The sequence below is a fragment of the Stenotrophomonas sp. AB1(2024) genome, assembly GCF_037482345.1.
Lineage (GTDB): Bacteria > Pseudomonadota > Gammaproteobacteria > Xanthomonadales > Xanthomonadaceae > Stenotrophomonas.
The window spans coordinates 55,902-80,353 of the sequence record NZ_JBBHKO020000001.1 but is presented as its reverse complement, the minus strand read 5'-3'; the positions used below and the strand labels follow the sequence as shown (position 1 = coordinate 80,353).

At 65.9% G+C, this 24,452-nt stretch carries 23 protein-coding genes; 10 read left to right on the top strand and 13 right to left on the bottom strand.

Features of this window, described 5'->3' with window-relative positions; translation table 11 throughout:
• Nucleotides 1–167: 167 nt before the first annotated feature.
• The 6 genes from WIX41_RS00330 to WIX41_RS00305 all read right to left on the bottom strand — a co-directional run bounded on the left by WIX41_RS00330 (nt 168) and on the right by WIX41_RS00305 (nt 4,541).
• Nucleotides 168–422, bottom strand: coding sequence for a hypothetical protein (locus WIX41_RS00330; RefSeq protein WP_339445214.1), 255 nt, complete (start codon nt 420–422; stop codon nt 168–170).
• A 97-nt stretch (nt 423–519) separates the two neighbouring features.
• The gene (locus WIX41_RS00325) at nt 520–1,710 is read right to left on the bottom strand and encodes a methyl-accepting chemotaxis protein (protein ID WP_339445213.1); all 1,191 of its coding nucleotides are present in this window, start codon (nt 1,708–1,710) and stop codon (nt 520–522) included.
• A 156-nt stretch (nt 1,711–1,866) separates the two neighbouring features.
• A complete protein-coding gene (hflD, locus tag WIX41_RS00320; protein ID WP_339445212.1) occupies nt 1,867–2,481 on the bottom strand; it encodes a high frequency lysogenization protein HflD in 615 nt (204 codons plus the stop codon).
• Nucleotides 2,478–3,617, bottom strand: a complete 1,140-nt coding sequence (gene mnmA / locus WIX41_RS00315) for a tRNA 2-thiouridine(34) synthase MnmA (protein WP_339445211.1) — start codon at nt 3,615–3,617, stop codon at nt 2,478–2,480. Before mnmA ends, hflD begins: the two co-directional genes overlap by 4 nt.
• Nucleotides 3,614–4,075, bottom strand: a complete 462-nt coding sequence (locus WIX41_RS00310) for an NUDIX hydrolase (RefSeq protein WP_339445210.1) — start codon at nt 4,073–4,075, stop codon at nt 3,614–3,616. The genes mnmA and WIX41_RS00310 overlap by 4 nt, the downstream gene beginning before the upstream one ends.
• Before the next feature lies 1 nt (nt 4,076).
• Complete coding sequence (locus WIX41_RS00305) at nt 4,077–4,541, bottom strand: hypothetical protein (RefSeq protein WP_339445209.1); 465 nt, start codon at nt 4,539–4,541, stop codon at nt 4,077–4,079.
• Nucleotides 4,542–4,635: 94 nt separating this feature from the next.
• Between WIX41_RS00305 and clpS the strand changes: the two genes are divergently transcribed.
• Together clpS and clpA are read left to right on the top strand one after the other, a co-directional pair.
• Nucleotides 4,636–4,965 (top strand): ATP-dependent Clp protease adapter ClpS, encoded by a 330-nt coding sequence (gene clpS, locus WIX41_RS00300; RefSeq protein ID WP_068851786.1) that lies wholly within the window; start codon nt 4,636–4,638, stop codon nt 4,963–4,965.
• Nucleotides 4,966–5,556: 591 nt separating this feature from the next.
• Nucleotides 5,557–7,839 carry an ATP-dependent Clp protease ATP-binding subunit ClpA gene (clpA, locus tag WIX41_RS00295; protein WP_339445208.1) on the top strand — a complete coding sequence of 761 codons (2,283 nt, stop codon included), beginning with the start codon at nt 5,557–5,559 and terminating at the stop codon, nt 7,837–7,839.
• A gap of 76 nt (nt 7,840–7,915) precedes the next feature.
• On the opposite strand, the gene WIX41_RS00290 is transcribed toward clpA, so the two are convergent.
• The 4 genes from WIX41_RS00290 to WIX41_RS00275 all read right to left on the bottom strand — a co-directional run bounded on the left by WIX41_RS00290 (nt 7,916) and on the right by WIX41_RS00275 (nt 10,715).
• Nucleotides 7,916–8,269, bottom strand: a complete 354-nt coding sequence (locus WIX41_RS00290; RefSeq protein WP_339445207.1) for a hypothetical protein — start codon at nt 8,267–8,269, stop codon at nt 7,916–7,918.
• A 219-nt stretch (nt 8,270–8,488) separates the two neighbouring features.
• On the bottom strand, nt 8,489–8,707 hold the full coding sequence (gene infA, locus WIX41_RS00285) for a translation initiation factor IF-1 (protein ID WP_005409596.1): 219 nt from the start codon (nt 8,705–8,707) through the stop codon (nt 8,489–8,491).
• Nucleotides 8,708–8,853: 146 nt separating this feature from the next.
• Nucleotides 8,854–9,588, bottom strand: a complete 735-nt coding sequence (gene aat, locus WIX41_RS00280; RefSeq protein WP_339445206.1) for a leucyl/phenylalanyl-tRNA--protein transferase — start codon at nt 9,586–9,588, stop codon at nt 8,854–8,856.
• Nucleotides 9,585–10,715 carry a GNAT family N-acetyltransferase gene (locus WIX41_RS00275; protein ID WP_339445205.1) on the bottom strand — a complete coding sequence of 377 codons (1,131 nt, stop codon included), beginning with the start codon at nt 10,713–10,715 and terminating at the stop codon, nt 9,585–9,587. The genes aat and WIX41_RS00275 overlap by 4 nt, the downstream gene beginning before the upstream one ends.
• Nucleotides 10,716–10,817: 102 nt before the next feature.
• Here WIX41_RS00275 and WIX41_RS00270 point away from each other — a divergent pair, with 102 nt between their 5' ends.
• Nucleotides 10,818–12,419 carry an N-acetylmuramoyl-L-alanine amidase family protein gene (locus tag WIX41_RS00270; protein ID WP_339445204.1) on the top strand — a complete coding sequence of 534 codons (1,602 nt, stop codon included), beginning with the start codon at nt 10,818–10,820 and terminating at the stop codon, nt 12,417–12,419.
• 18 nt (nt 12,420–12,437) lie between these two features.
• Nucleotides 12,438–12,920, top strand: coding sequence for a hypothetical protein (locus WIX41_RS00265; RefSeq protein ID WP_339445203.1), 483 nt, complete (start codon nt 12,438–12,440; stop codon nt 12,918–12,920).
• Nucleotides 12,921–13,021: 101 nt separating this feature from the next.
• Here WIX41_RS00265 and trxB read toward each other — a convergent pair whose 3' ends face one another.
• Nucleotides 13,022–13,993 (bottom strand): thioredoxin-disulfide reductase, encoded by a 972-nt coding sequence (trxB, locus tag WIX41_RS00260; protein WP_339445202.1) that lies wholly within the window; start codon nt 13,991–13,993, stop codon nt 13,022–13,024.
• Nucleotides 13,994–14,190: 197 nt separating this feature from the next.
• Between trxB and WIX41_RS00255 the strand changes: the two genes are divergently transcribed.
• The 6 genes from WIX41_RS00255 to WIX41_RS00230 all read left to right on the top strand — a co-directional run bounded on the left by WIX41_RS00255 (nt 14,191) and on the right by WIX41_RS00230 (nt 21,479).
• On the top strand, nt 14,191–16,557 hold the full coding sequence (locus WIX41_RS00255) for a DNA translocase FtsK (protein WP_339445201.1): 2,367 nt from the start codon (nt 14,191–14,193) through the stop codon (nt 16,555–16,557).
• 57 nt (nt 16,558–16,614) lie between these two features.
• A complete protein-coding gene (locus WIX41_RS00250) occupies nt 16,615–18,579 on the top strand; it encodes a DUF3857 domain-containing protein (protein ID WP_339445200.1) in 1,965 nt (654 codons plus the stop codon).
• Between the two features lie 65 nt (nt 18,580–18,644).
• Nucleotides 18,645–19,283, top strand: a complete 639-nt coding sequence (gene lolA, locus WIX41_RS00245) for an outer membrane lipoprotein chaperone LolA (protein ID WP_339445199.1) — start codon at nt 18,645–18,647, stop codon at nt 19,281–19,283.
• Between the two features lie 105 nt (nt 19,284–19,388).
• Nucleotides 19,389–20,690, top strand: a complete 1,302-nt coding sequence (locus WIX41_RS00240) for a replication-associated recombination protein A (RefSeq protein WP_339445198.1) — start codon at nt 19,389–19,391, stop codon at nt 20,688–20,690.
• Nucleotides 20,690–21,097, top strand: a complete 408-nt coding sequence (gene crcB / locus WIX41_RS00235; RefSeq protein WP_409187423.1) for a fluoride efflux transporter CrcB — start codon at nt 20,690–20,692, stop codon at nt 21,095–21,097. Before WIX41_RS00240 ends, crcB begins: the two co-directional genes overlap by 1 nt.
• Before the next feature lie 109 nt (nt 21,098–21,206).
• Nucleotides 21,207–21,479, top strand: coding sequence for a hypothetical protein (locus tag WIX41_RS00230; RefSeq protein WP_339445196.1), 273 nt, complete (start codon nt 21,207–21,209; stop codon nt 21,477–21,479).
• On the opposite strand, the gene WIX41_RS00225 is transcribed toward WIX41_RS00230, so the two are convergent.
• The gene (locus tag WIX41_RS00225) at nt 21,424–23,778 is read right to left on the bottom strand and encodes an ATP-binding protein (RefSeq protein WP_339445195.1); all 2,355 of its coding nucleotides are present in this window, start codon (nt 23,776–23,778) and stop codon (nt 21,424–21,426) included. The genes WIX41_RS00230 and WIX41_RS00225 overlap by 56 nt on opposite strands.
• Complete coding sequence (locus WIX41_RS00220) at nt 23,775–24,386, bottom strand: response regulator transcription factor (RefSeq protein WP_339445194.1); 612 nt, start codon at nt 24,384–24,386, stop codon at nt 23,775–23,777. Before WIX41_RS00220 ends, WIX41_RS00225 begins: the two co-directional genes overlap by 4 nt.
• Nucleotides 24,387–24,452 lie beyond the last annotated feature (66 nt).

Genomic DNA, 24,452 nt, shown 5'->3' with positions numbered 1-24,452 from the left:
GCCTGTGGTTGGTTGATCCCGATCTACGGACGTTACGTAACAATTCGTAGCCCCGAAGAGAACGGCAGGAGCCGTTCTCTTCGGGGCTACGAACCGTTACGGGCCCATTTGGATCCGGATCAATCAACCGGCAGCCAGGAATTTTTACGGGCCCATTGGGAGCGGGATCAACCGACCCTGTCTCCGCTCAATCCCAGGTCCCACGCCAATCCCGCCAACGCGGGATCCAGCGGCGCTGCCGTCGGCGCCGTTGCCATCATCCCTGCCAGTTCCCATTGCGCCTGCTGTTCCAGCACCGCCAGCAGCGCACGCCCGCTCTTCGGCGCCACGGGCGCCGGGGCAGGGTGGATGACCTCGCCCACGGCATCGGACGACGCACCGTTACCGGCAGTAATCAATTGGTTGGGGGTGTTCAACAGCATGGGGAAATCTTCAGCAGGTGGGTCAGGGGACTACACGCACGAAAGCCCCGGAAATACCGGGGCCATCGTGGATGCCGTTCCCGGCACGAAACAAGGATCAGAACAGTTCGACCGCACCGGCTGCCATGCTCTGCTGGCTCACCGCCTTGTGCGGCGGGCGCTCCCATTCGCTGCGCATGTCGCGCAGCCGGTTGCCGGTGCGCTGCAGGGCCGTGGCCACTTCGGCGTCGAACACGCCGCCGTTGCGGTGCAGCAGCTCCTGCAGGCCCACCGCTTCGCGGTTGATCGAGTTCAGGCGGTCCAGGTGGGTGTGCACGCCGCCTAGGGCCTGGGTGGCGATGTCCTCGAACTGCAGGGCGCGCACGGCTTCGGCAACGCTGCTGTCGATGGCACGGCCGCATTCGGATATCTCGCGCATGCCTTCGCCCAGCGAGGCATTGATCTGGGCCACGTTGTCGAGCATCGCCGCCGCTTCGTGGCGCGCTTCACGGGAGCGGTCCATGTCGCGCGAGGCCATGTTGGAGACCGTCTCGCGGACCTTGGCAATGGCGTCCTTGGAGCTGTGCGCCAGCTTGCGGATCTGCTCGTTGAAGGTGGTGGAGCGTTCGGAAAGGTTGCGCACCTCGTCGGCCACCACCGCAAAACCACGGCCGGCTTCACCGGCACGGGCTGCTTCGATGGCCGCATTGAGCGCGAGCAGGTTGGTCTGGTCGGCGATCGATTTGACGTCTTCCAGCAGCGCGAAGATGCCATCCAGGTGCTGTGCCATCTGGTCGATGTGCTGCACGGTGTTGCTGCTCTGGCCGCTGACCTGTTCCAGCGCTTCGACCAGCTGTTCCATGCGGTGGCTGGCGTGCTGGGCGAAACGGGCCACGTCGACGCCGGCGCCACCGTCTTCACCGGCGCGGTCGACGATGCGGGCCAGTGCCTGGCTCTGCTGGCGGGACTTGCGGTTCATGGCATCGAAGCTGCCACCCAGGCCGGCCACGGCCTGGCGGATCAGGTCGCGGGCACGCTCGATTTCGCCACGCGAACCGTCGATTTCGTTGCCGACGAACGAGCGCAGCTCGGTCAGCAACTGGTCCTGTTCCCGCATCATGCGGGCATGCTCGGGCGAGCGCTGGGTCTGGGCGCGGGCGGTCCACCAGGCAAACCCCAGCCAGCTGAGCGTCATCGTGGTCAGGATCGCCCAGCGCAGGGCGGCCGGCCATTCAAAGCCGATGGCGAAGGGGAGCAGCAGGGTCAGGACCAGGGGGGCGGCCAGACTAGTGAAGATGCGTGAGTACATGGACGTTCTCGGGGAGGTGCACGGAGGATGTATCGGCCGTACCCCCGTTTGCTTTAGGCATGGCGCACATTTTTTCGCGCGCCTGCCGCCGGCAGCCACGCAGGGCGTGGCTCTACACCGATGTAGTGCCACGCCCTGCGTGGCAAACGGACACCGTCAGCGCAGCTGACGGTCCACCGCTTCGATCATCGCCTTGCGCGAGATCAGGAAATCCCAGTACTGGCCGCCGGTCTGGCGCCACAGCACGGCAGAACGCACCGCGGCCAGCAGCAGCGCACGGATCTCGGCCACCACCCCGGCCTGGGCCAGGTAGTGCGGGTTGCCCTGGACCATCACCCGCGGCTTGAGGTGGCTGATGGTGTCGGCGTACAGCCCGCCCAGGCTGGACAGCACGTCCGGGTGGGCGCTGTCGTTCAGCTCGGCCGCCTGGCGCTGGGCGCGGGCGATGCCCTGGCTGACCTGTTCCACCACGGCGTGCTCGCGCACGAAGCGGCGCTCCAGCTGCAGCACGGCCAGTGCCAGCCGCGGCAGAATTTCGTCCTGGCCCTGGCTGCGGAAATAGTTGTGCAGCAGGCGCAGGCCCGGTGCCAGGTTGGCGGCGCTGCCGTAGATGGCCTGCGGGCTGTCGGCGTCGATGCGGAACACGCTGTCGATCGCGGTGCCGACCACGCTGGCCTCGGAATGGCCGGTTTCGGCGATGCGGCGCACCTGCTGCAGCGCCTGGGCGATGCCAGCCAGGGCAAGGACGCGGTCGTCGATGGAAAAACTCATGCAGCAGATACCTCGAAGGGGGAAGGGGCGGTGCGCAGGCGCTGCTCCAGCGGTGCATCGGTGGCGGCGATCACCGCGCCACCCAGGCAGACCTCGTCGTCATACAACACCAGGGATTGCCCCGGGGTGACGGCACGCTGCGGCCGCGCGAAGCGCACGTCCACGCTGCCGTCGTCGCGCACCCGTACCGTGCAGGGCTCGTCGGGCTGGCGGTAACGGGTCTGCGCGGTGCATTCGAATTCCCGGGCAGGTGGCGCCCCGGCGATCCAGTGGGTGGTTTCCGAATGCAGCCGGGTCGACTGCAGCCAGGGGCTTTCGCGATCCTGGTCCACGTACAGCACGTTGCTGGCCACGTCCTTGCCGACCACGTACCAGGGCGCTGCCGGGCGGCCACGCACGCCGCCGATGTTCAGGCCTTCGCGCTGGCCCAGGGTGAAGTAGAACACCCCGGGGTGCTCGGCGATCCGGTTGCCATCCGGGTCCTGGATCTCGCCCGTTCGCGCCGGCAGGTAGCGGCCGAGGAACTCGCGGAAATCGCGCTCGCCGATGAAGCAGATCCCGGTGGAATCCTTCTTGGCGTGGGTCGGCAGGCGCGCGTCGCGGGCAATGCGGCGCAGATCGTTCTTCTGCAGGTCGCCGATCGGGAACAGGGTGGCGGCCAGCTGGGCCTGGCCCAGCTGGTGCAGGAAATAGCTCTGGTCCTTGCTGCGGTCGGCGCCGCGCAGCAGCGCCCAGCGCCCGCCCAGCCGGGCCACGCGGGCGTAGTGGCCGGTGGCGATGCGCTCGGCCCCCAGTTCGCGGGCCGCGTCCAGGAAGTGCTTGAACTTGACCTCGCGGTTGCACAGCACGTCCGGGTTGGGCGTGCGGCCAGCGGCGTATTCGGCCAGGAAGTGTTCGAACACGCCCTGCCAGTACTCGCTGGAGAAATCGCGGAAATGGAACGGGATGTCGAGCAGGCCGCATACGGCGACCGCGTCGCGGCGGTCGTCTTCGGCGCGGCAGTCGCCACTGCCGTCGTCGGCCCAGTTCTGCATGAACAGCCCGGCCACCGGCTCGCCCTGCTGGACCAGCCGCCAGGCGGCTACGGAGGAGTCCACGCCGCCGGACACGCCGACCATGATGCGCGGGGTGCTCATGCGAGCTCCTTCAGGATGGACAGGGGATGGCGCTGGCCGGCCAGGAAGTCGGCAACGACCTCCCAGACCAGCGGACTGCGCAGGCGCGAGGGTTCGGCCTGGAGCTCGGCCGGGTCCAGCCACAGCGCGCGCAGGATGCCCGCGTCCAGCGCACGGGCAGGGTCGTGCGACACCGGTTCAGCGGCGAAGGCAAAGCGCAGGAACGGCGTGCCATCGGGCGCGGTCCACTGGTAGGTGCCGATGAAGGCGGTCAGGCGCACCGTCCAGCCCGATTCTTCCAGCGTCTCGCGCACGGCGGCAGCGGCCAGGCTTTCACCCGGCTCCAGGTGCCCGGCCGGCTGGTTGAGCACGGCGCGGCCGGCGATGGCTTCCTCCACCAGCAACAGGCGCCCGTCCCGTACCACCACGGTGGCCACGGTGACGTGTGGTGCCCAGCGCAGGTCCTGCACTTCGTTCACGTCAGTATTCGTCCGTTCCGGTCAGTTCGTTTTCCATGGCATCGGCGGTATGCATGGCTGCATCGATCGCATCGCTCAGGGTGTCAGCGCCGGCATTGGCATCCACCTTCACCACGAACATGGCCAGCTGGTCCTGCTTGACCCACGCGCCCAGTTTGGCGTCCTGGGAGTCTTCCAGCAGGCGGTTGGCCACCGCGGCGGAGAACTGCTTGCCCGGTGCGTTGTAGCCCGGCGACCAGATCTCGCGGATGCTGTGCTTGCCGTACTCTTCCACAGCCGAGCGCACGAACACCAGCTGGGTGCGGTCGCCTTCCACATCGAACACCAGCTTGTAGTCGCCGTCCTCGTCGATCTCATAGGGGTACTTCAGCGTGTCCAGCACGCGGCCGACGGCCTTGTCGGGCGTTGCGGCCTGGGCCCCGAACACGGTGGCGGTCAGCAGCAGCGCGGTGGCAATCCTTTTCATGAAATCCCTGTGAAAGTTGGTGCGGATACGTGGATTGTGACGGGGGCAGGGGCCCAACGTCCAATCCGGCCGATGCGGCGGCTATAATGTCTGGATGCCCCGCGAGCCCTCCCAAGAACCCCACCACGACCACGGCGTAGCGCTGGAACCGGCCCGCCCGGAGGTCGCACCGCCGCCGTTCTACCAGGTGATGCTGCTGAACGACGACTACACCCCGATGGATTTCGTGGTGACCGTGCTGCAGCACTTCTTCTCGATGGATCTGGAAAAAGCCACCCAGGTGATGCTCAACGTGCATACGCGTGGGCGAGGGGTGTGCGGGGTGTTTACCCGTGAGGTGGCCGAATCGAAGGTTGCCCAGGTCAATGAATTCTCGCGCATGAACCAGCATCCGCTGTTGTGCACGATGGAAAAAGCCGGGTAATTGGGGTTACTGGCGCCTGATGGGGGGCTTCGGTGGGTCTAAACGTCGGATGGATTGTTCCAGCCGTTGATCCATCGGCTTCGGACGCTTGGGCCGCGCTGCGCGCGGTGTCCGGCCAACGTTATGCCCGCCGTCCTGGCGGGCACCCTGCGGGCCGGCGCGTTGCGCCGTTGAGAACGGCTCCTGCCGTTCTCTTCGGGGCTACGAATTATTACGGGCCCATTGGGATCTGGATCAATCAACCAACGGCCGGGGCTACGAATTCTTGCGGGCCATTGGGGTCTGGATCAATCAACCTTTGCCGGGCGCACTTCGGTAGCGCCGGCCGTTGGCCGGCCCACGCATGGCCCGGGTGTGGCCGTTTCCCGTCCGCTTGCCCGTCCCTGTCTGAAACAACGCCGGGGCCGCCGGGTGGGCGGGGCGCTTGCCATGGGGAAATGACGTCGCCATCACGGCCAGGCAGCCAATGCTGCCCTCGTCTGGGGCATGATCGCGGAAACGATAACGCCATCTGAACGCACCGATCCGCTAGGGTGATGGAAATTGTGCAGGTAGGCCGCATATTGTTCTCAACTGCCGCCGGAGTAGAACATGTTCAGTAAAGACCTCGAACACACCATCGGTCAGTGCTACAAGCGCGCCCGTGAGGCCCGCCATGAGTTCATGACGGTGGAACACCTGCTGCTGGCACTGCTCGACAACCCGTCCGCCCAGGCCGTGCTCAAGGCCTGCGGGGCTGACGCCGACCGCCTGCGCCAGGAACTGGAGCAGGCCATCGAGGCCTCCGTGTCCCGCCTGGCCGAAGATGACGGCCGCGACACCCAGCCCACCCTGGGCTTCCAGCGCGTGCTGCAGCGCGCCGTCTACCACGTGCAGTCCTCGGGCAAGAAGGAAGTGACCGGCGCCAACGTGCTGGTGGCGATCTTCGGCGAAAAGGATTCCCATGCGGTCTATTACCTCAACCAGCAGGACGTGACCCGGCTGGATATCGTCAATTACCTTTCCCATGGCATCGCCAAGCTGGGCGAGGAAGGCGAAGTGCCGCCGTCGTCCGACACCGAAGGGCGTGCCGAGGGCGGTGATGGTGAAGGCAAGGGCGATGCCCTGGCCGAGTTCGCCAGCAACCTCAACGATGCCGCCCGCAATGGCCGTATCGACCCCCTGGTGGGCCGCCGCGACGAGATCGAGCGCACCATCCAGGTGCTGTGCCGGCGCCGCAAGAACAACCCGCTGTACGTGGGCGAGGCCGGCGTGGGCAAGACCGCCATCGCCGAGGGCCTGGCCAAGCGCATCGTCGAAGGCTCGGTGCCCGAGGTGCTGGCCGACGCGGTCATCTACTCGCTCGACCTGGGCGCGCTGGTGGCCGGCACCAAATACCGTGGCGATTTCGAAAAGCGCCTGAAGGGCGTGCTCACTGCGCTCAAGAAGATGCCCAATGCGGTGCTGTTCATCGACGAGATCCACACCATCATCGGTGCCGGGTCGGCGTCGGGCGGCACCATGGACGCCTCTAACCTGATCAAGCCGGCCCTGGCCTCGGGCGAGCTGCGCTGCATCGGCTCCACCACCTTCCAGGAATATCGCGGCATCTTCGAGAAGGACCGGGCGCTGGCGCGCCGCTTCCAGAAGATCGATATCGTCGAGCCGACCGTCGGCGAAACCTACGAAATCCTGCAGGGCCTCAAGCCCAGGTACGAAGCGCACCACGGCGTGACCTACGCCGATGACGCGCTGCAGGCTGCAGTGGACCTGTCGGTCAAGCACATCGGCGACCGCCTGCTGCCGGACAAGGCCATCGACGTGATCGATGAGGCCGGTGCCCGCCAGCGCCTGCTGCCCGAGGGCGAGCGCAAGGAGCTGATCGACATCGAGGAGATCGAAACGATCGTGGCCAAGATGGCGCGCATTCCGGCCAAGCAGGTCAGCGCGACCGACAAGGACGTGCTGCAGCACCTGGAGCGCAACCTGAAGATGGTGATCTTCGGCCAGGACCCGGCCATCGAGACCCTGTCTTCGGCGATCAAGCTGGCCCGTTCGGGCCTGGCCAACCCGGAAAAGCCGATTGGCAACTTCCTGTTCGCCGGCCCCACCGGCGTGGGCAAGACCGAGGTGACCAAGCAGCTGGCGCTGCAGCTGGGCATCGAGCTGGTGCGCTTTGACATGAGCGAATACATGGAGCCGCATTCGATCAGCCGCCTGATCGGCGCGCCCCCGGGCTACGTCGGCTTCGACCAGGGCGGCCTGCTTACCGAGAAAATCGTCAAGACCCCGCACTGCGTGCTGTTGCTGGACGAGGTGGAGAAGGCCCACCCGGACATCTTCAACATCCTGCTGCAGGTCATGGACCGTGGCGTGCTCACCGACACCAACGGGCGCGAGGCCAACTTCAAGAACGTGGTGCTGGTGATGACCACCAATGCCGGCGCGGCGCAGGCCTCGCGGCGGTCGATCGGCTTCACCCGGCAGGACCATGCCACCGACGCGATGGAGATCATCCGCAAGAGCTTCACGCCGGAGTTCCGCAACCGCCTCGATGCGGTGGTGCAGTTCCAGCCGCTGGGCTTCGAGCACATCCTGCGCGTGGTGGACAAGTTCCTGATCGAGCTGGAAATGTTGCTGCAGGAGAAGCACGTCAGCCTGTCGGCCACCCCGACTGCGCGCGACTGGCTGGCCCGCCACGGCTTCGACCCGCTGATGGGCGCCCGCCCGATGGCGCGTGTGATCCAGGACAAGGTCAAGCGCCCGCTGGCCGACGAACTGCTGTTCGGCAAGCTGGTCAATGGCGGCCGGGTCAGCATCGACGTGCGCGACGACGAGCTGTTCGTCGAAGCCCAGGCCGAGCCGGAGCGTTTGCTGCCGGCGACGGTCGAATGACGGCAGGTCACGACCGTTGGTCGTGACGCCTCAGCAAAAAAACGCCCCGGGAGGGGCGTTTTTTGTGGGCCAGGCCTTACCGGGCGCGCGAAGCGAATTCCCCTGCGCTGATGGGCTTTACTTTAGCCACCGAGCAGGACTGGCTATCGGTCACCAGCCGGCTGGTGCCTGCGCACAACTGGTTTTCCTGGGAGGGGGTTTCGAACTTCGCCTTGCGCGACGTCGCCGCGCTGCTGCAGGAGCTGGTGAAGCGAACCACATAGTGGTCGCTGCCATTGCGCAGCAGCACGTTCTGGCCGGCATTGTTGCGCACGATCTGGTGGTCGCTGGACAGGGCAACACAATCGTCGCCAGCAGGCGCGGTCTGAGCCGCCGCGGTACCGGCAAGGGTGGTGACGGCAAGCAGGCAAAGCGGGATCAGGGTCTTCATGTTGGGGGCCAGTCGTAAACGGTCCGGAGTGGACCTGTGACCACAATGCGCGCGAACTGCCCAGTGCGAATCTGCAGCAAGGCAGGCTGACTGAAGTCAGGGTGCAGGCGGTCACAGTGACTGCCGGCACGGTAGGTCGGGCTGAATGGCGCCCACGCAAAAAGGCCAGCACTGGGCCGGCCTTTGAACGCGTCTTCCGATGGAAGCCGCCCCTGCCGCTTACTTCATGCGGTAGGTGATGCGACCCTTGGTCAGGTCGTAGGGCGTCATTTCGACCTTGACGCGGTCGCCCGTCAGGATGCGGATGTAGTTCTTGCGCATGCGGCCGGAGATGTGGGCGATGATTTCATGCCCATTTTCCAGTCGAACGCGGAAAGTGGTGTTCGGCAGCGTCTCGCTGACGGTGCCTTCGAACTCGATGGAGTCGTCTTTCGACATGTAGTCCTGTGCAGTTCTATAAACGGCCGAGCTGGCCTTAAGAGCGGGCATTTTACGCGTTCTTCCCCTTGGATGCAAAGATTGTGTTAACCACCCCGGATTCCGGTAGCGCCGGCCGTTGGCCGACCTTCAGGAAGCGGGTCACCTCACGCCAGCGATGCGGCGGGAAACTCCCCAAGCCGCTCCGTCCAGGCCCCCGGCAGCTCACCGGCATTCACCTGCTCCCGCACGACCCCAAGAAACCGCTCCCGCGACCAGTGCTCGGCCCCCATCCGCAACAGGTGGTCGTTCTCCACCTGCGCATCGATCAACGGCCAGCCCCATCCGCGCAGGACGTGCGCCAGCCCGGCCAGCGCCACCTTCGAGCCTCCGCTCTCGGCGCTGAACATGCTCTCCCCGAAGAACATCCGTCCAATCGCCACCCCATAGATCCCGCCCACCAACCGGTCGCCGTCCAATACCTCGATCGAATGGGCAAACCCCAGCGCGTGCAGCGCCTCATATGCCTGCACCATGTCCCGGGTGATCCACGTCCCGTCCTGACCGGGGCGCGGGCTGGTGGCGCAGGCCTCGATCACCTCGCGGAAACGGGTATCGGCCCGCAATACCCAGCCGCTGGCGCGCAGGCTGCGCCGGAAGCGGGAGGACAGGCGCACCCGGTCGGTACGAAACACCATGCGCGGGTCCGGCGACCACCACAGCAGCGGCTGGCCTTCGGAGAACCACGGGAAGATGCCGCCAGCATAGGCATTGAGCAGGCGCACCGGCGAGAGGTCGCCGCCGAGTGCGAGCAGGCCATCGGGATCGCGCAGCGCGGTCTCGGCCGGCGGAAAGGGGGCGTCCGGCCGGTCGTCCAGCCGCCAGGGCAAATGCCGGGTCATGCAGGCTCGATGCGCTTGAAGGGCGTGTGGGCAGCCAGCGCCTGCGCATAGCGCCGCACTTCCCCGCGTTCCTGCTCGCACCAGCCGGCCAGCGCACCGGCGAAGTCCGGCTGGGCAATCCAGTGCCGGCTGCGCACCGGGTGCGGCAGGAAGCCGCGCGCAAGCTTGTGCTCGCCCTGCGCACCGGGCTCGAAGCGGGTCAGGCCTTCGCGCAGGCAGTACTCGATACCCTGGTAGTAGCAGGTTTCAAAATGCAGGCCGGGTAGCGTTGCGCCACCCCAGTACCGGCCGTAGAGCGTGTCGCCACCGCGCAGGCACAGCGCGCCGGCCACTGGTTCGCCATCCAGCATGGCCAGGAAGATCACCAGCTGGCGCGGCATTGCCGTGGCCAGGTGCTGCAGGAACGCCAGGGTCAGTGCCGGCGAATTGCCGTACTCGCTGAAGGTCTGCAGGTAGAAATCGTGCATGGCCTGCGGGTCGGCGGTGCTGGCCTCATCGCCGTGCACGATCCGGTAGGTGACCCCGGTACGGCCCAGCTTCGCGCGCTCCTGGCGGATGTTCTTGCGGTGTTTATGGTCCATCGCCGCCAGGAAGCTGTTGAAATCGGTCCAGTCGCCCGGGTTGTGCCACTGGAACTGGATGTCCTCGCGCAGCAGCCACTCGGGTCCGAATGCGGCGTCGTCATCGGCCAAGTGGAAGTTCACGTGCGCCGACGACCAGCCCATCCGCGCGACCTCGCCGCGCAGGGCGGCCACCATTGCTTTGGCGGTATCGGCATCCCGGGCCAGCAGGCGCGGCCCGCTCACCGGCGAATACGGCACCGCCCCCAGCCACTTCGGGAAGTAGTCCAGTCCATGCCGGGCGTAGGCATTGGCCCAGGCGTGGTCGAACACGAACTCGCCATGCGAGTTGTCCTTCAGGTAGCCCGGCACCGCCCCGACCAATTGCGCTCCGTCCCACAGGGTGAAGTGGCGCGGCCGCCAGCCCCATTCCGCGCGCAGGCAGCCGTGGCGCTCCAGGCCCTCGAGAAAGGCATGGCTGACAAACGGGTTGCGCCCGTCATGCAGGGCATCCCAGTCGGCAGCGGGAAGGTCGGCGAGGCGATGGAGAAAGCGTGTATCAGGCATGGCTAGAGGATAGGGCAGGCCGATGGCAAATGGGTGCTTTTAGGTTCGGTCGATGGCTATGAGGAATTCGATCAGAACGTCGTTCAGCGCGAAGGATGAAGCGTGCTGTCGAGCGCGTTCGTGCAGGTCGGAAGGGAGGAGATTTCGCTGGCGCATCCGGAGATGCGTCAACTACCTTCAAGGAGAATTGAGATGGTAAGTAAACGCCTACAGTTGATCGCGGTTGGTTGCGGCGTGTTGCTCGTTGCCGGTGGCGCGCTCACTTTGCAGAATGCGTCGGCACAAGGGGGAGGCAATGAAGTGAAGGACGAGGTTTCGCAGACAACCTGGTATGTCGATGCCGAGCTGATCCATCTATTGGAGAAGGAGGCCTCCAGGAAGGTGTCTGCGTACATCCAGGCTAAGGGGCGACTAAGCGTGGTTGACGTAAAGGTGTCCTTCAACATGAAAGGCAGGATGATCGTCGCGGACATCGGCGAAGGTTTCCTTCCAAAGCCCGATGAAGGAGATATGTTTTTCCAGGAGCTGGCGGTAACACTTCGCCATGTTGCGGAGCAGGCGGGTCTGTCCATCATCGGCGTGGATTTCCTGTTCCAAGGCAAACCGCTCAAGCACTATTACCCTGAAGAGCTTGCCGTTCCGCCACGTGCGCGTGCCAGTGCTCAGGCCCAGACGGCTTTGGTGTCCGCCAGCCATGGGTTGGTTCGCGTCCATCCTTCGCAGCAATGGGAGTATCAGCGCCCCGACGCGTTTGGGTTCCGCGAGGATATGATCACGCCGGCGTACGGTGATGCATTACAGCGGCTGCTCGAGGAACGGAGCGAGGTAGGTGTCAGTAGAGCGCGGAGTCGCTCGATGGAGCCTCATCCCGAGTCGAGCCGACCGTGGGAACAAATGTCCTCCCGATATCACCTGAAAGCGTTGCTGCCTGATCGGGCGGATATCTGGAACTCTCTTCCGAATGACACGGACAGTGATCGCGAGGTGAAAGAAGATATTCGCGCCCGCCCGCTGTATGCGAACGATCTCGGAGTTGGCGGGATGATCAGCCTGCATACCAATGGGCACGAGAGAAGTGACGTTCGTGGCCTGGAGGTGTACTACCACGGCGACAAGCCGGGAGATCGGCCTTTGGCCGAAAACATCCTCTGTGGAATGCGCGAGCTGATCCGTGCACAGCCTGGCTATGAAAGCTTTCCCGTGCGGCAGGACGCCATCCCGGGCCGACACGGTGAGAACCGGATTGGCACCATGCCGTCCGTGCTGGTCGAGATCGCCTATCACTCCAATCCGGATGACGCTGCGGCGCTGCAGGATCCGGTGTTCCGGACTGCTTCTATGAAGGGCGCAGAGAAGGGCTATCGCCTTTTCCGCGAAGGCAAAGTCTGCGAGGGTTTTTCGCTGCACCAGATCCAGGATGTTTCCCTGCCTGCCGGCTCGTCCCAGGAGATCACGCTGCCCTTTGCAGGGCATCCGCAGTTTCCGGTCACGATGGAGTTCACCACCGCCAACTGCAGCAGCCCCGGGGCGTGCACACCAAGCAAGACTACCTTTGCGGATCCGGCCATTCCGGTGACTGTGAAGATGCGTTGCTCGGGCAACCTGGCGGGGGAGGCTCGCTGGAGCGTGGTGTTGCGCGACACTGACGGCGTTGCCACTGCGCCGATTGAGTTCCAGCACACGTGCTTCAAGCCTGAAGCGTGATGGGGCAGGGAGACGACGATGGCAAGTAAACAATCGCAGCATTGGATGGCAGTAAGCGGGCTGCTGCTGATCGTCGGTTCGGTGGGGGCTACGGTCGTGCCGCCGCCGTTCGTGGACAGCGCCAGGGCCGCCGATCCGTCGGCCGAAAGTTCGACGACCTGGTATGTGGATGCTGAGTTGATTCTGCTGCTCCAGAGACAGGCATCAATGGCGGTGGCTCTTTACCGGGGGGATGCGGATTCGGAGCGCGCGATCGATGTGAGCGTTGCCATAGACATGAAAAGTCGTGCGATCACAGCCGATTTCGGCCCAGGATTTGTCCCGGGCTCCGACGTTGCAGCGAAGATGCTGACTCCACTCGCCATCAACCTTCGGCATCATGCCGAGCAGGCGGGTCTTCCCATCCATGACGTGGTGTTTCACATTCAGGGAAAGCCACTCAAGCGCTACGGGCCAGAAGACATGTTCGTGTCGGCAAAGGAGGATGAGGTCACTCTGTAGCAGACATGTTGGAATGGTTGTCTGGTCTGGGTGCATGTCTTTCCTGTTGAAATGAAAAGGCCGGCTTCGGGGCCGGCCTTTTCTCTGCGCTTGCGTGCCGCTCAGCCCAGCTCGCCCTTCGCGTCCAGGTAGCGCTCCGCATCCAGCGCGGCCATGCAGCCGAAGCCGGCCGAGGTGATGGCCTGGCGGTAGTGCTGGTCGGCCACGTCGCCGGCGGCGAACACGCCTTCCACCGAGGTCTGGGTGGCGTTGCCGCCCAGGCCCGAGCGGATGTCCAGGTAACCGTTGTTCATGGTCAGCTGGCCTTCGAACAGGCTGGTATTGGGGTGGTGGCCGATGGCCACGAAGAAGCCGTGGGCGTCGATGTCGCGGGTGCTGCCGTCCAGGGTGGACTTCACGCGTACGCCGGTGACGCCCGCCTCGTTGCCCAGCACCTCTTCCACCTGGTGGTGCCACACGGTCTCGATCTTGCCGGAGGCAACCTTGGCGAACAGCTTGTCCTGCATGATCTTTTCCGCCTTCAGGGTGTCGCGGCGGTGGACCAGGTAGACCTTGCGGGCGATGTTGGACAGGTACAGCGCTTCTTCCACGGCGGTGTTGCCGCCGCCGACCACGACCACGTCCTGGTCACGATAGAAGAAGCCGTCGCAGGTGGCGCAGGCCGACACGCCGCGGCCCTTGAAGGCTTCTTCGGTCGGAATGCCCAGGTACTTGGCGGTGGCGCCGGTGGCGATGATCAGCGCGTCGCAGGTGTACTCGGCGCTGTCGCCGATCAGCTTGAACGGGCGCTGGGTGACGTCCGCCGTGTGGATATGGTCGAAGATCACTTCGGTTTCGAAGCGCTCGGCGTGGGCCTGCATGCGCGCCATCAGGTCCGGGCCCATCAGGCCGTGGGCGTCGCCCGGCCAGTTGTCCACCTCGGTGGTGGTCATCAGCTGGCCGCCCTGCTGCAGGCCGGTGATCACCACCGGGTTCAGGTTGGCGCGCGCGGCGTAAACCGCTGCCGTCCAGCCGGCCGGGCCGGAACCGAGGATGACGAGCTTCTGGTGGCGGGAAGGCTTGGAATTGCTCATGTAGACTCGCAAAGAGATGATGGGGCGGGGCGCTGGCGGCAGATTGCCGGGCGTCCAAGGCAGGTCATAGAGTGGCGGCAGGGGCGGGCCGATTCAAGGCGAGCGGTGGAACGGCGCAACCCAGGCGGTGGTGGTTGGCATGGCCTCAGTCGTTTATTATCAAGCACTAACAGTGCATTCCCAAGGTCTGGTCTAAGGTGGCGAAACAGGTCCCGGAACGTTCCAAGTCTCCCGACGGCAAAGCGGCGTCGCGCCGTGCTGCGGCCGCAGCGGCGGTCGAAAACCCCCGCCGGCAGCGCCTGTGGCGCGACCTCGGCCTGATCGCGATCGCGCCCGCGCTGCTGTATCTGGTCGCCAGTCTGTTCACCTATTCGGCCAGCGATCCCGGCTGGTCGCATACCGGCAGCGTGGTCGCACCCATCCACAACATGGGGGGGCGGGTAGGGGCGTGGGTGGCCGATGTGCTGCTGCAGCTGTTCGGCTACATGGCCTTCCTGCTGCCCATCGTGCTGGGCGCGCTGGCGTGGTTTGCCATGTTCGGGCTCAAGCGGGAAAGCAAGGGCGAACACGACCTTGACCCGGCGCTGCGACTGGTCGGCCTGGTCGGCTTCCTGATTGCCGGCACCGGCTTCCTGCACCTGCGCCTGTTCAGTGGCGATGTCGGGCATGCCGGCGGCATTCTTGGTCGGCTGGTCGGCAACTCGCTGAGCGCGGGCTTTGGCGCGCTCGGCGCCAACCTGTTCGTGGTCGTGCTGTTGCTGGCCTCGATTACCCTGGCCACCGGCATTTCGTGGTTCGTGGTGATGGAGAAGATCGGCCGTGCCGTACTGGCGCTGCCGCCGCTGCTCAACAGAAAGAAGGAGCAGGCCACCGAATGGCAGCAGACCCGCGCCCTGCGCGAGGAACGCCAGGAAGTGCGCAAGGTCGATGCCGAGGTGCGCGCCAGGCGCGAGCCGGTCAAGATCGAGCCGCGACCCGAGCCGGTGCTGGAAAAGAGCGATCGCGCCAAGCGCGAAACCCAGATTCCGATGTTCCGGGGGGTCAATGGCGATGGCTCGGACCTGCCGCCGCTGGCCCTGCTGGATGACCCCAAGCCGCAGCCCAAGGGTTACGACGAGGAGACACTGGAAACGCTGTCGCGCCAGATCGAGTTCAAGCTCAAGGATTTCCGCATCGACGCGCAGGTGGTGGGTGCCTATCCCGGTCCGGTGATCACCCGCTTTGAAATCGAACCGGCGCCGGGCATCAAGGTCAGCCAGATCAGTTCGCTGGACAAGGACATCGCCCGCGGCCTGTCGGTCAAGTCGGTGCGCGTGGTCGATGTGATCCCGGGCAAGTCGGTGGTGGGCCTGGAGATCCCCAACGTCACCCGCGAAATGATCTACCTGTCCGAACTGCTGCGCTCCAGGGAGTACGACAAGTCCGCCAGCCCGCTCACCCTGGCGCTGGGCAAGGACATCGCCGGGCGCCCGACCGTGGCCGACCTGGCGCGCATGCCGCACCTGCTGGTGGCCGGTACCACCGGTTCGGGCAAGTCGGTGGCGGTCAACGCCATGGTGCTGAGCCTGCTCTACAAGGCCTCGCCGAAAGACCTGCGGATGCTGATGATCGACCCGAAGATGCTCGAACTGAGCGTCTACCAGGGCATTCCGCACCTGCTGGCGCCGGTGGTCACCGACATGAAGGAAGCCGCCAACGGCCTGCGCTGGTGCGTGGCCGAAATGGAGCGGCGCTACAAACTGATGAGCGCGGTGGGCGTGCGCAACCTGGCCGGCTTCAACAAGAAGGTCAAGGATGCCGAGGATGCCGGGCAGCCGATGATGGACCCGCTGTTCAAGCCGAACCCGGAGTTGGGCGAAGCCCCACGCCCGCTGGAAACGCTGCCGTTCATCGTCATCTTCATCGACGAATTCGCCGACATGATGATGATTGTCGGCAAGAAGGTCGAAGAGCTGATCGCGCGTTTGGCGCAGAAGGCGCGTGCGGCCGGCATCCACCTGATCCTGGCCACCCAGCGCCCGTCGGTGGATGTGATCACCGGCCTGATCAAGGCCAACATCCCCACCCGCATCGGCTTCCAGGTCAGCTCCAAGATCGATTCCCGCACCATCCTGGACCAGTCCGGCGCCGAAACGCTGCTGGGCCACGGCGACATGCTGTACCTGCCACCGGGCACCGCATTGCCGGATCGCGTGCACGGGGCATTCGTCTCCGACGAGGAAGTGCACCGCGTGGTCGAGCACCTCAAGGCCAGCGGCCCGGCCGATTACATCAGCGGCGTGCTCGATGAAGTGCAGATGATGGGCGATGGCGTAGTGGTTGGCGCGGGCGGGCTGCCCGAGTCGAGCGGTGGCGCAGGGGATGAGTCGGACCCGCTGTACGACGAAGCCGTGCGGATCGTCACCGAGACCCGCCGTGCGTCCATTTCCGGTGTGCAGCGCCGCCTCAAGATCGGCTACAACCGCGCCGCGCGCCTGATCGAGGCGATGGAAGCGGCCGGGGTGGTAACCCCGCCCGAACACAACGGCGACCGCAGCGTGCTGGCCCCACCGCCGCCGAAATAACCTGAAGGCCCGGGTAGAGCCACGCCCTGCGTGGCTGCGCACCAGAAAGGAACCGCAATGATCCGCATGACATGGATGACCGCGTGCGCGCTGGCCCTGGCGCCCCTGCAGGTGTCGGCCCAGGCCGTCGCCCCGACACGGGCTCCCGTGCCCGCGATGGCGCCCGCACCTGCTCCCGCCGCCGCCCCGACCGACACCCAGGCCAGCAACAACTTCAGCTTCGTCAGCTACCGCGCCGACTACGTGGTCCGTCCCGATGCCGGCAATGTCCAGACCGAGTCCTACGACATCCTGCTCAAGACCAAGGCAGCGGTCGAGCAGTTCAGCCAGGTGCGCCTGAGTTACAGCGAGAAGATGGAAACCCTGGAGGTCCTGTCGGCCTACACGCTCACCGCCGATGGCCAGCGCCGCGACGTGCCGGCCGATCGCATCTACACCCAGGAAAGCTATTCCAGCGCCGCTGCGGCCATGTATGCCGACCGCAAGGTGCGGGTGGTGGTGTTCCCCAACCTGGCGCCGGGCACCCGGGTGGTCTACCAGACCCGTCGTACCCAGAACCTGCCGTACTTCCCGGGCTATTTCAGCCTGTGGGAAACCTTCAGCGTGTTCTCCCAGTACGACGATGCGCAGGTGACGTTGAGCGCGCCGGCATCGCTGCCCATGCATGTGCAGCAACGCGGCGTGCAGGGCAGCCAGACCCCGACGATTCGTAACGGGCAGGCCACGTGGGCCTGGCGCTACCGCCGCCCCGATCCCATGCCGGTGCAGAACTGGACCGCCGCGCCCTGGGAGTTCAGCCCGACCATCATGGCCAGCACGTACCGCGATTGGGCGCAGGTGGCGCAGGCTTACCAGGTCAAGGGTGGCGAGGCGGCACGGGTGACCCCGGGCATCCAGGCGCTGGCCGATGAGGTCACCCGCGGCATCGACGGTCGCCGCGAACAGGCGGCCGCGCTGTATCGCTGGGTGTCGCAGAACATCCGCTACGTGGCGGTGTACCTGGGCAACGGCGGGCTGGAGCCGAATCCTGCGCAGAGCATCCTCGACAACCACTATGGCGACTGCAAGGACCACGTGGTGATCCTGGAAGCACTGCTGGCCGCAAAGGGGATCGACAGTACAGCGGTGCTGATCGGCGCCGGCGGAGGCCCGACCCTGCCGGCGATTCCGATGCTCGGCCGCTTCAACCACGCCATTACCTACATCCCCGAGTTCGACCTGTACCTGGACTCCACCAGCGCCTATGCGCGGTTCGGCCAGCTGCCCGACGGCGACCTTGGCGCGCCGGTGTTGCTTACGCGCCAGGCCACGGTCGCGCGCACACCCGCCAACGACGCCGCGCGCAATGGCAGCGGTTTCGGGGTGACGTTCCGCTTCGACCCGGCCGGCAATCTGGATGGGCAGACCGTGCCGCAGCCCCGCGAGGTCGGCGAGATCGGCATGCGCGGCTCGTTCGCCCGGCTCAACGCGCAGAACCGGGCGCGCGTGGAGGAATCGATCATGGCCTCATCCGGCTTCGACGGCAGTGGCACCCTGACCCTGCTCGGCGACCCGCAGGACCTGACCCGGCCGTTCAACTACCGCTACGATTTCCACGCACGCGATTACGTCGATTTCGGGGTGGTCGGTGGCATGGTCCTGCCCGATCCGCCCGGCGGCGAATCGTTCCGTGACATCTACACCACCACCTCGGCCCCGGACAACCTCACCCCGTTCTACTGCAACGACAACCTGCGCGAGGAAACCTACCGGCTGGAGTTCCCGGCAGGGGTGCCGATCATGGCGATGCCGCGCAACCAGCAGTTCCGTAATGCCGCCGGTGAGTACGCGCTGCAGTGGAGCCGCGAAGGGCAGGCCATCGTGGCCCGCCACCGCCTGCACCAGAACGCGGTGCGCGGCGCGGATGCGCTGTGCCAGCCGGGCGACTATGCTGCCTTCCGCGAGCTGTACCAGCAGGTCCGGCGCGGTTTCCGTGGGCAGGTGGTCTACGGCGACCTGCGCACGGTGCAACCCATCCCCTGATCCCCCATTCAGGGTTGCGTCGGCACACTGCCGGCCATCCTCCTTCTCGTTTACTGGATACCCGCATGTACAGCACCTTCCGCCGCTATCTCGTCGCCGCCACGCTGGTCTGCGCCAGTGTCGGGTCGGTGTCTGCCTGGGCTGGCGCCCGCGATGAGCTGAACCGCTTCACCAAGGACCTCAAGGGTCTGGATGGAAAGTTCGAGCAGAAGGTGTTGGACAGCAAGGGCAAGGTAAAGGAAGCCACCAGCGGCACCGTGGCGCTTAGCGCCCCGAGCTTCTTCCGCTGGGAGTACCAGAAGCCCCATGTGCAGCTGATCGTGGCCGACGGCAAGTTCGTGTGGGTGCATGAGCCGGACCTGGAGCAGGTAACCAAGCGTCCGCAGGGCACAGAGGAGCAGAACAGCCCGCTGATCGCGCTGATCACGCCGGCGCTGCTGGACAGGCAGTACGACATCAGTGAAGAGGCCGCGCCGCGCGATGGCCTGCAGTGGTTGTCGCTGACTCCCAAGCGTGAAACCGAGACCTCCTTCCAGTATGCCGCGCTGGGGTTCAATGCCCAGGGCCTGGCGCGGATGGAAGTGACCGATGCGGTGAACCAGCGCACCGTAATCGACTTCAGCGGGTGGAAGCGCAATCCCACGTTCCCCAAGGGTACCTTCAGCTTCACGCCGCCCAAGGGCACTGACGTCATCGGCAATTGATCGTCTGGATGTGCAGCCGGGCAGGGCCCGGCTCTACAATGGGGCGTGGCCAGAAACCGAACTTCATTCAATGAACCCGATCTGCTGACGGTGGATCGGGACAGCATGCGCCCGCTTGCCGAGCGCATGCGCCCGCAGACCCTCGATGAGATGGTGGGGCAGAAACGTCTGCTCGCGCCTGGCAGCGCACTGCGCCGGGCGGTCGAATCGGGCCATGTGCACTCGATGATCCTGTGGGGGCCGCCGGGCTGCGGCAAGACCACGTTGTCGCTGCTGCTGGCGCACTATGCCGATGCCGAATTCCGCGCGATTTCCGCGGTGCTGTCCGGCCTGCCCGAGGTGCGGGTAGTGCTGGCCGAGGCCGCCCAGCGCTTCGCCGAAGGCCGCCGCACAGTGCTGTTCGTGGACGAAGTGCACCGTTTCAACAAGGCGCAGCAGGATGCGTTCCTGCCGCACATCGAGCGCGGCACCATCGTGTTCGTCGGCGCAACCACCGAAAACCCCTCGTTCGAACTCAATTCGGCACTGCTCTCGCGCTGTCGCGTGCATGTGCTGGAAGCGGTATCGCCTGCGGACATCGTCGAGGCGCTGGAGCGGGCGCTGCACGATGGCGAACGCGGGCTTGGCGGCGAGGCGCTGCAGGTCACTCCAGAAGCGCTGCTTGAGATTGCCACCGCTGCCGACGGCGATGTACGGCGCGGCCTGACCCTGCTGGAAATCGCCGCCGAACTGGCCGGCGGCGAAGGCGGGCGGATCAGCCCGGAAATGCTGGTGCAGGTATTGGCCGACCGCACCCGGCGCTTCGACAAGGGCGGCGAACAGTTCTACGACCAGATCTCTGCACTGCACAAGTCGGTGCGCAGCTCCAACCCGGATGCGGCGCTGTACTGGCTCACGCGCATGCTCGATGGTGGCTGCGATCCGTCCTACCTGGCCAGGCGCCTGACCCGCATGGCGATCGAGGATATCGGCCTGGCCGATCCCCGCGCGCAGTCGATGGCGCTGGAAGCCTGGGACATCTACGAGCGGCTGGGCAGCCCGGAAGGCGAGCTCGCCTTCGCCCAGCTGGTGCTGTACCTGGCCAGCACCGCCAAGTCCAACGCCGGCTATGCCGCCTTCAACCTGGCCAGGCAGGAAGTGCGCCAGACCGGTACCCAGGAGGTGCCGCTGCACCTGCGCAACGCGCCGACCAGGCTGATGAAGGAGCTGGGCTACGGCAAGACCTACCAGTACGACCACGATGCTGAAGGCGGCATCGCGCTGGACCAGACCGGCTTCCCGGATGCAATGGGTGAGCGCGTGTATTACCAGCCGGTGGCGCGTGGCCTGGAAATCAAGCTGAAGGAAAAGCTCGACCGCCTGCGCGCCGAGCGCGAACAGGCACGTGCACGCAAGGTGCAGGAATGATGGGTGGCTTCGGCGCGTGGTGGCAGCAGCTGGGGCTGGTCATGGCCGGTGGCGCGCTCGGCGCAGCGCTGCGTTTCATCGTTGGCGATGCCATGCTGCGCCAGTTCGGCACCGGTTTCCCGTGGGGCACGCTGACGGTGAACCTGATCGGCGCCTTCGCGGTGGGTTATGTGGTGGTCTGGCTGCAGACCCGTGGCAGCGCCGCGCTGTATTGGCGCGCCTTTGCCATCGTCGGCATCATCGGTGGCCTGACGACGTTCTCTTCGATGATGCTCGAGGCGGTGTTGCTGGTCCGCAATGGGCGGGGGTGGGTCATGCCAGCGTACCTGGGCCTCAGTTTGCTTGCCGGTTTCGCATTGGTCTGGCTGGGTGCCCGATTGGCAGAGTCAACTCTCAGCACGCCTTGAACCTATCAGGCGAAGCGCCCCCTTCATGCACAGAAATCCAGCGTTGCCCGCTGGATTTCTGTGAGCTCTCACGATATTGTTCCGCCCCCGTTTGCATCCCTTGTCCGTCATGCGTGATGAAGAAGATCCCGGCACCCTGGAGCTGATGCTGCCGCGCAAGCGCGGCCGTCCGCCCACGTTCGGCTACGCCATGACCGATGCGCAGCGTGCGGCGCGCTACCGGGCACGCCGTGCCGGGCAGGCCGACGACGCCGATGTGCGCACCTGCAGCGACATGGTGCTGCTGGACAAGATCCGTGCCGCAATCAGTGCCAAAGATGCCGAGCTCACCGGATTCCTGGTGCATGTGTTGTGGCAGCGCTATCCCCTGCAGTTGAAGTAGTCGCGCCGCGTATCAGCGCAGCTACGGCCGGGCGCAGGTAGCCCAGCAGGCGCTCGGCCTCCAGCCAGTCGCTGGCGTGGTCCAGGTCCAGTTCGTGCAGGTCGCCGGCAATCCCGGCCAGGTCCGGCTGCCCCAGCATCTGCAGTACGCCGGAAAGCCGGTGGGCATGGTGGCGCAGGCGGGTGCCGGCCTGCGCGCTCAGCGCGTCGTGCAGCGCCATCTGCTCTTCCTGCAGGGAGTGCAGGAAGTCGGCCCAGATCGGGTCGGTGCCGCCCCCTGCACACGCTGGGAGGGGCGGTGCAGCATCCGCTGCGTCCATGCGTAATGCCCGCAGCAGTTTGCCGATGTCCAGCGGTTTGCACAGCACCGCATCCATTCCGCAGGCCAGGCAGCGTTGCACGTGGCTGGGCGAATCGTTGGCCGATACGGCCACCAGTACCGCCGGCGTGCGCCCGTGGCGGCGTTCCAGCTGGCGAAGCTGCACGGCCAGCTCGTAGCCACTCATGTCATCGAGCACGCAATCGAGCAGCACGATGCCGCAGGGCTCGGCCGTCTGGCAGTGCAGGGCGCTCGTGCCGTCGGCGCAGCTGCTCACCGAGGCGCCCAATGCCTCCAGTTGGCGGCAGACCACTTTCCGGTTCAGTGCATGGTCTTCGACCAGCAGCAGGGTGCGCCCGGCCAACGGTCGTCCGCTCGGGCAATGGCCGGCGCCTTCGATCACCACCGGCAACCGCACCTCGAAGCAGCTGCCTTCACCCGGGGCGCTGCGTAGCTGCAGGGTTCCGCCCATGCCCCGCACCAGGTCCTGGCAGATCGACAGGCCCAGCCCGGCGCCGCCCATCTGCCGCGAATGGCTGTCGTGCGCCTGCGCGAAGGGCAGGAAGACCTTTTCCTGTTGTCCCGCCGGGATACCGATTCCGGTGTCGCGAACCGCCAACAACAGGTGTGCGCTGTCCTCGCCCAGATGCAGCGACAGCATCACCTGCACCTCGCCCAGGTCGGTGAACTTCACGGCATTGCCGAGCAGGTTGCTGAGTACCTGGCGCAGCGCGTCGCCGTCCAGCCACATGCGCGGCAGCGGGTCGGTGTCCTGCAGCAGTGCCATTGCCAGGCCCTTGGCTTCGGCAGCCGGGCGGGCCACCGCCAAGCAGTCGCGGGCCAGTTGCCGGACATCCTGCCAGCCCGGCGTAGGGTGATACTCGCCGGTGGCCAGCCGTGAGTAGTCCAGCGCGTGGCCCAGCAGGTGGCGCAGCCCGGCGCCGGCACTACGGGCGGCGTTGACCAACTGCCGCTGGCCCTGGTCCAGGCCCGACTGATGCAGTAGATCGACCGAGGTGACCAGTGCCTGCGCGGCATTGCGCACTTCGTGGCTCATCATCGCGATGAAGCGCGTCTGCTGGCGCTCACTGCGCCGCGCCGACTGCTGCGCGATGCGCATCCATACCCCGGCGCTGAGAAGTGCAAGCAGGGTCAGCCCGGTGGCCAGCAACTCCCAGCGGAAGTGCCGCGACATCACCTGCAGTGACGGTCCGCTCAGGTAGGTGGCCTTGGTCCAGCGCTGCACCAGCATCGCGTGCTCCTGCGGGCTGATCGAGCGCATGGCCTGGTGGATCTGGTCCAGCAGGCCGCGGTCGCGGTGGCGCACCACCAGGTGCAGGCTGCCGGGAAGGGTCGACGGGCCGCCGTGCAGCAACAGGCTGTCGCCGAATTCGCGGCGTGCCAGCGGGCGCATGGCCACGTCCAGGTCCAGGGCCGCATCCACCACGCCTGCTTCCACCGCAGATAGTGCCTCGCGCAGGCTGGGCAGGCCGATCACCTGCAGGTGCGGGTGGTAGGTGCCCAGCCATTCGGCCAGGCGGGTGCCGCGCACTACCGCCACCCGGCGCAGGTGCGCAAATTCCGGCGCATGCGCCTGGGTGTGGCGGCTGGCAAGCAGGGTCTGGCCGCGGTAGTACGCCGGCGAGGCGGCAAGTGAGGTGCAGGGCGTGTTGTCCAGGGGGCCCAGCAGCACCATCAGGTCTGCGCGTCCATCGCAGAGCGCCTGCAGCGCAGCGGCGGCCGATTCAACCGGCTGCTCGCGGAATGTCAGGCCTGCCTGTTCTTCAACCAGCCGGGCATAGCCGCTGATCAGGTTGGTGTTGCGCGCCGCGCGGCTGTTGCTGGCCAGCAGGCCGTGCTGCGAGGGATCGGCGGCAACCCGGACCACCTGCGGTTCTGCCGCGGTGCCTGCCGCAACCGGCAACAGCAGGGCGACCAGCGCCCCGGTCAGGGTGCCGGTCCAGGCCCGGTCGGCGCTCACCACACCGCCAGCTGGTGACGCAGGGTGAACAGATCGCGGTCGGTACGCAGGCCCAGCTTGCGGAACGCGGCGTGCTTCTGCGTGCTGATGGTCTTGATGCTGCGCTTCCGTTGCAGTGCGATATCGGTCACGGTCATGCCGCTCAGGCACAGCTGCAGTACTTCGCGCTCGCTCTGCGACAGCCGATGCTCGGCATGTTCATCGCGGTAGTTGGCTGGCACATGCGTGTGCCCGGCGGCAACGCGGATGGCCGCGCCTGCCAGGGCCTCCAGCGTTTCACCCTTGGACACCACGCCTGCCGCGCCAGCTGCCATGGCGTTGGAAATCATGACGTGATGTACGTTGGCCGAAAACATCAGCACGCGTACCTGCGGAAACCGCCGTCGCAGCATGCGCAGCAGTTCCATGCCCTGCAGGTCGCCTTCGGCCAGGGTGTAGTCGATCACCGCCACATCCACATGGTGGCGGTGCAGGGTGCTGATCAGCGCACGGGTGTGGGCATGGTTGCCGACCACGTGGAAGCGTGGGTCGGTGGACAGGTGTACATAGCTGCCATGCCGGACGACATCGTGGTCATCGAGCAGGACGATGTTCAGGACGGACGGCAACAGCGGTCCGTATACGGGGCCTGGATAGCGTCGGGACAAAGGAGGCACGCAATCGTGGGATTTGCG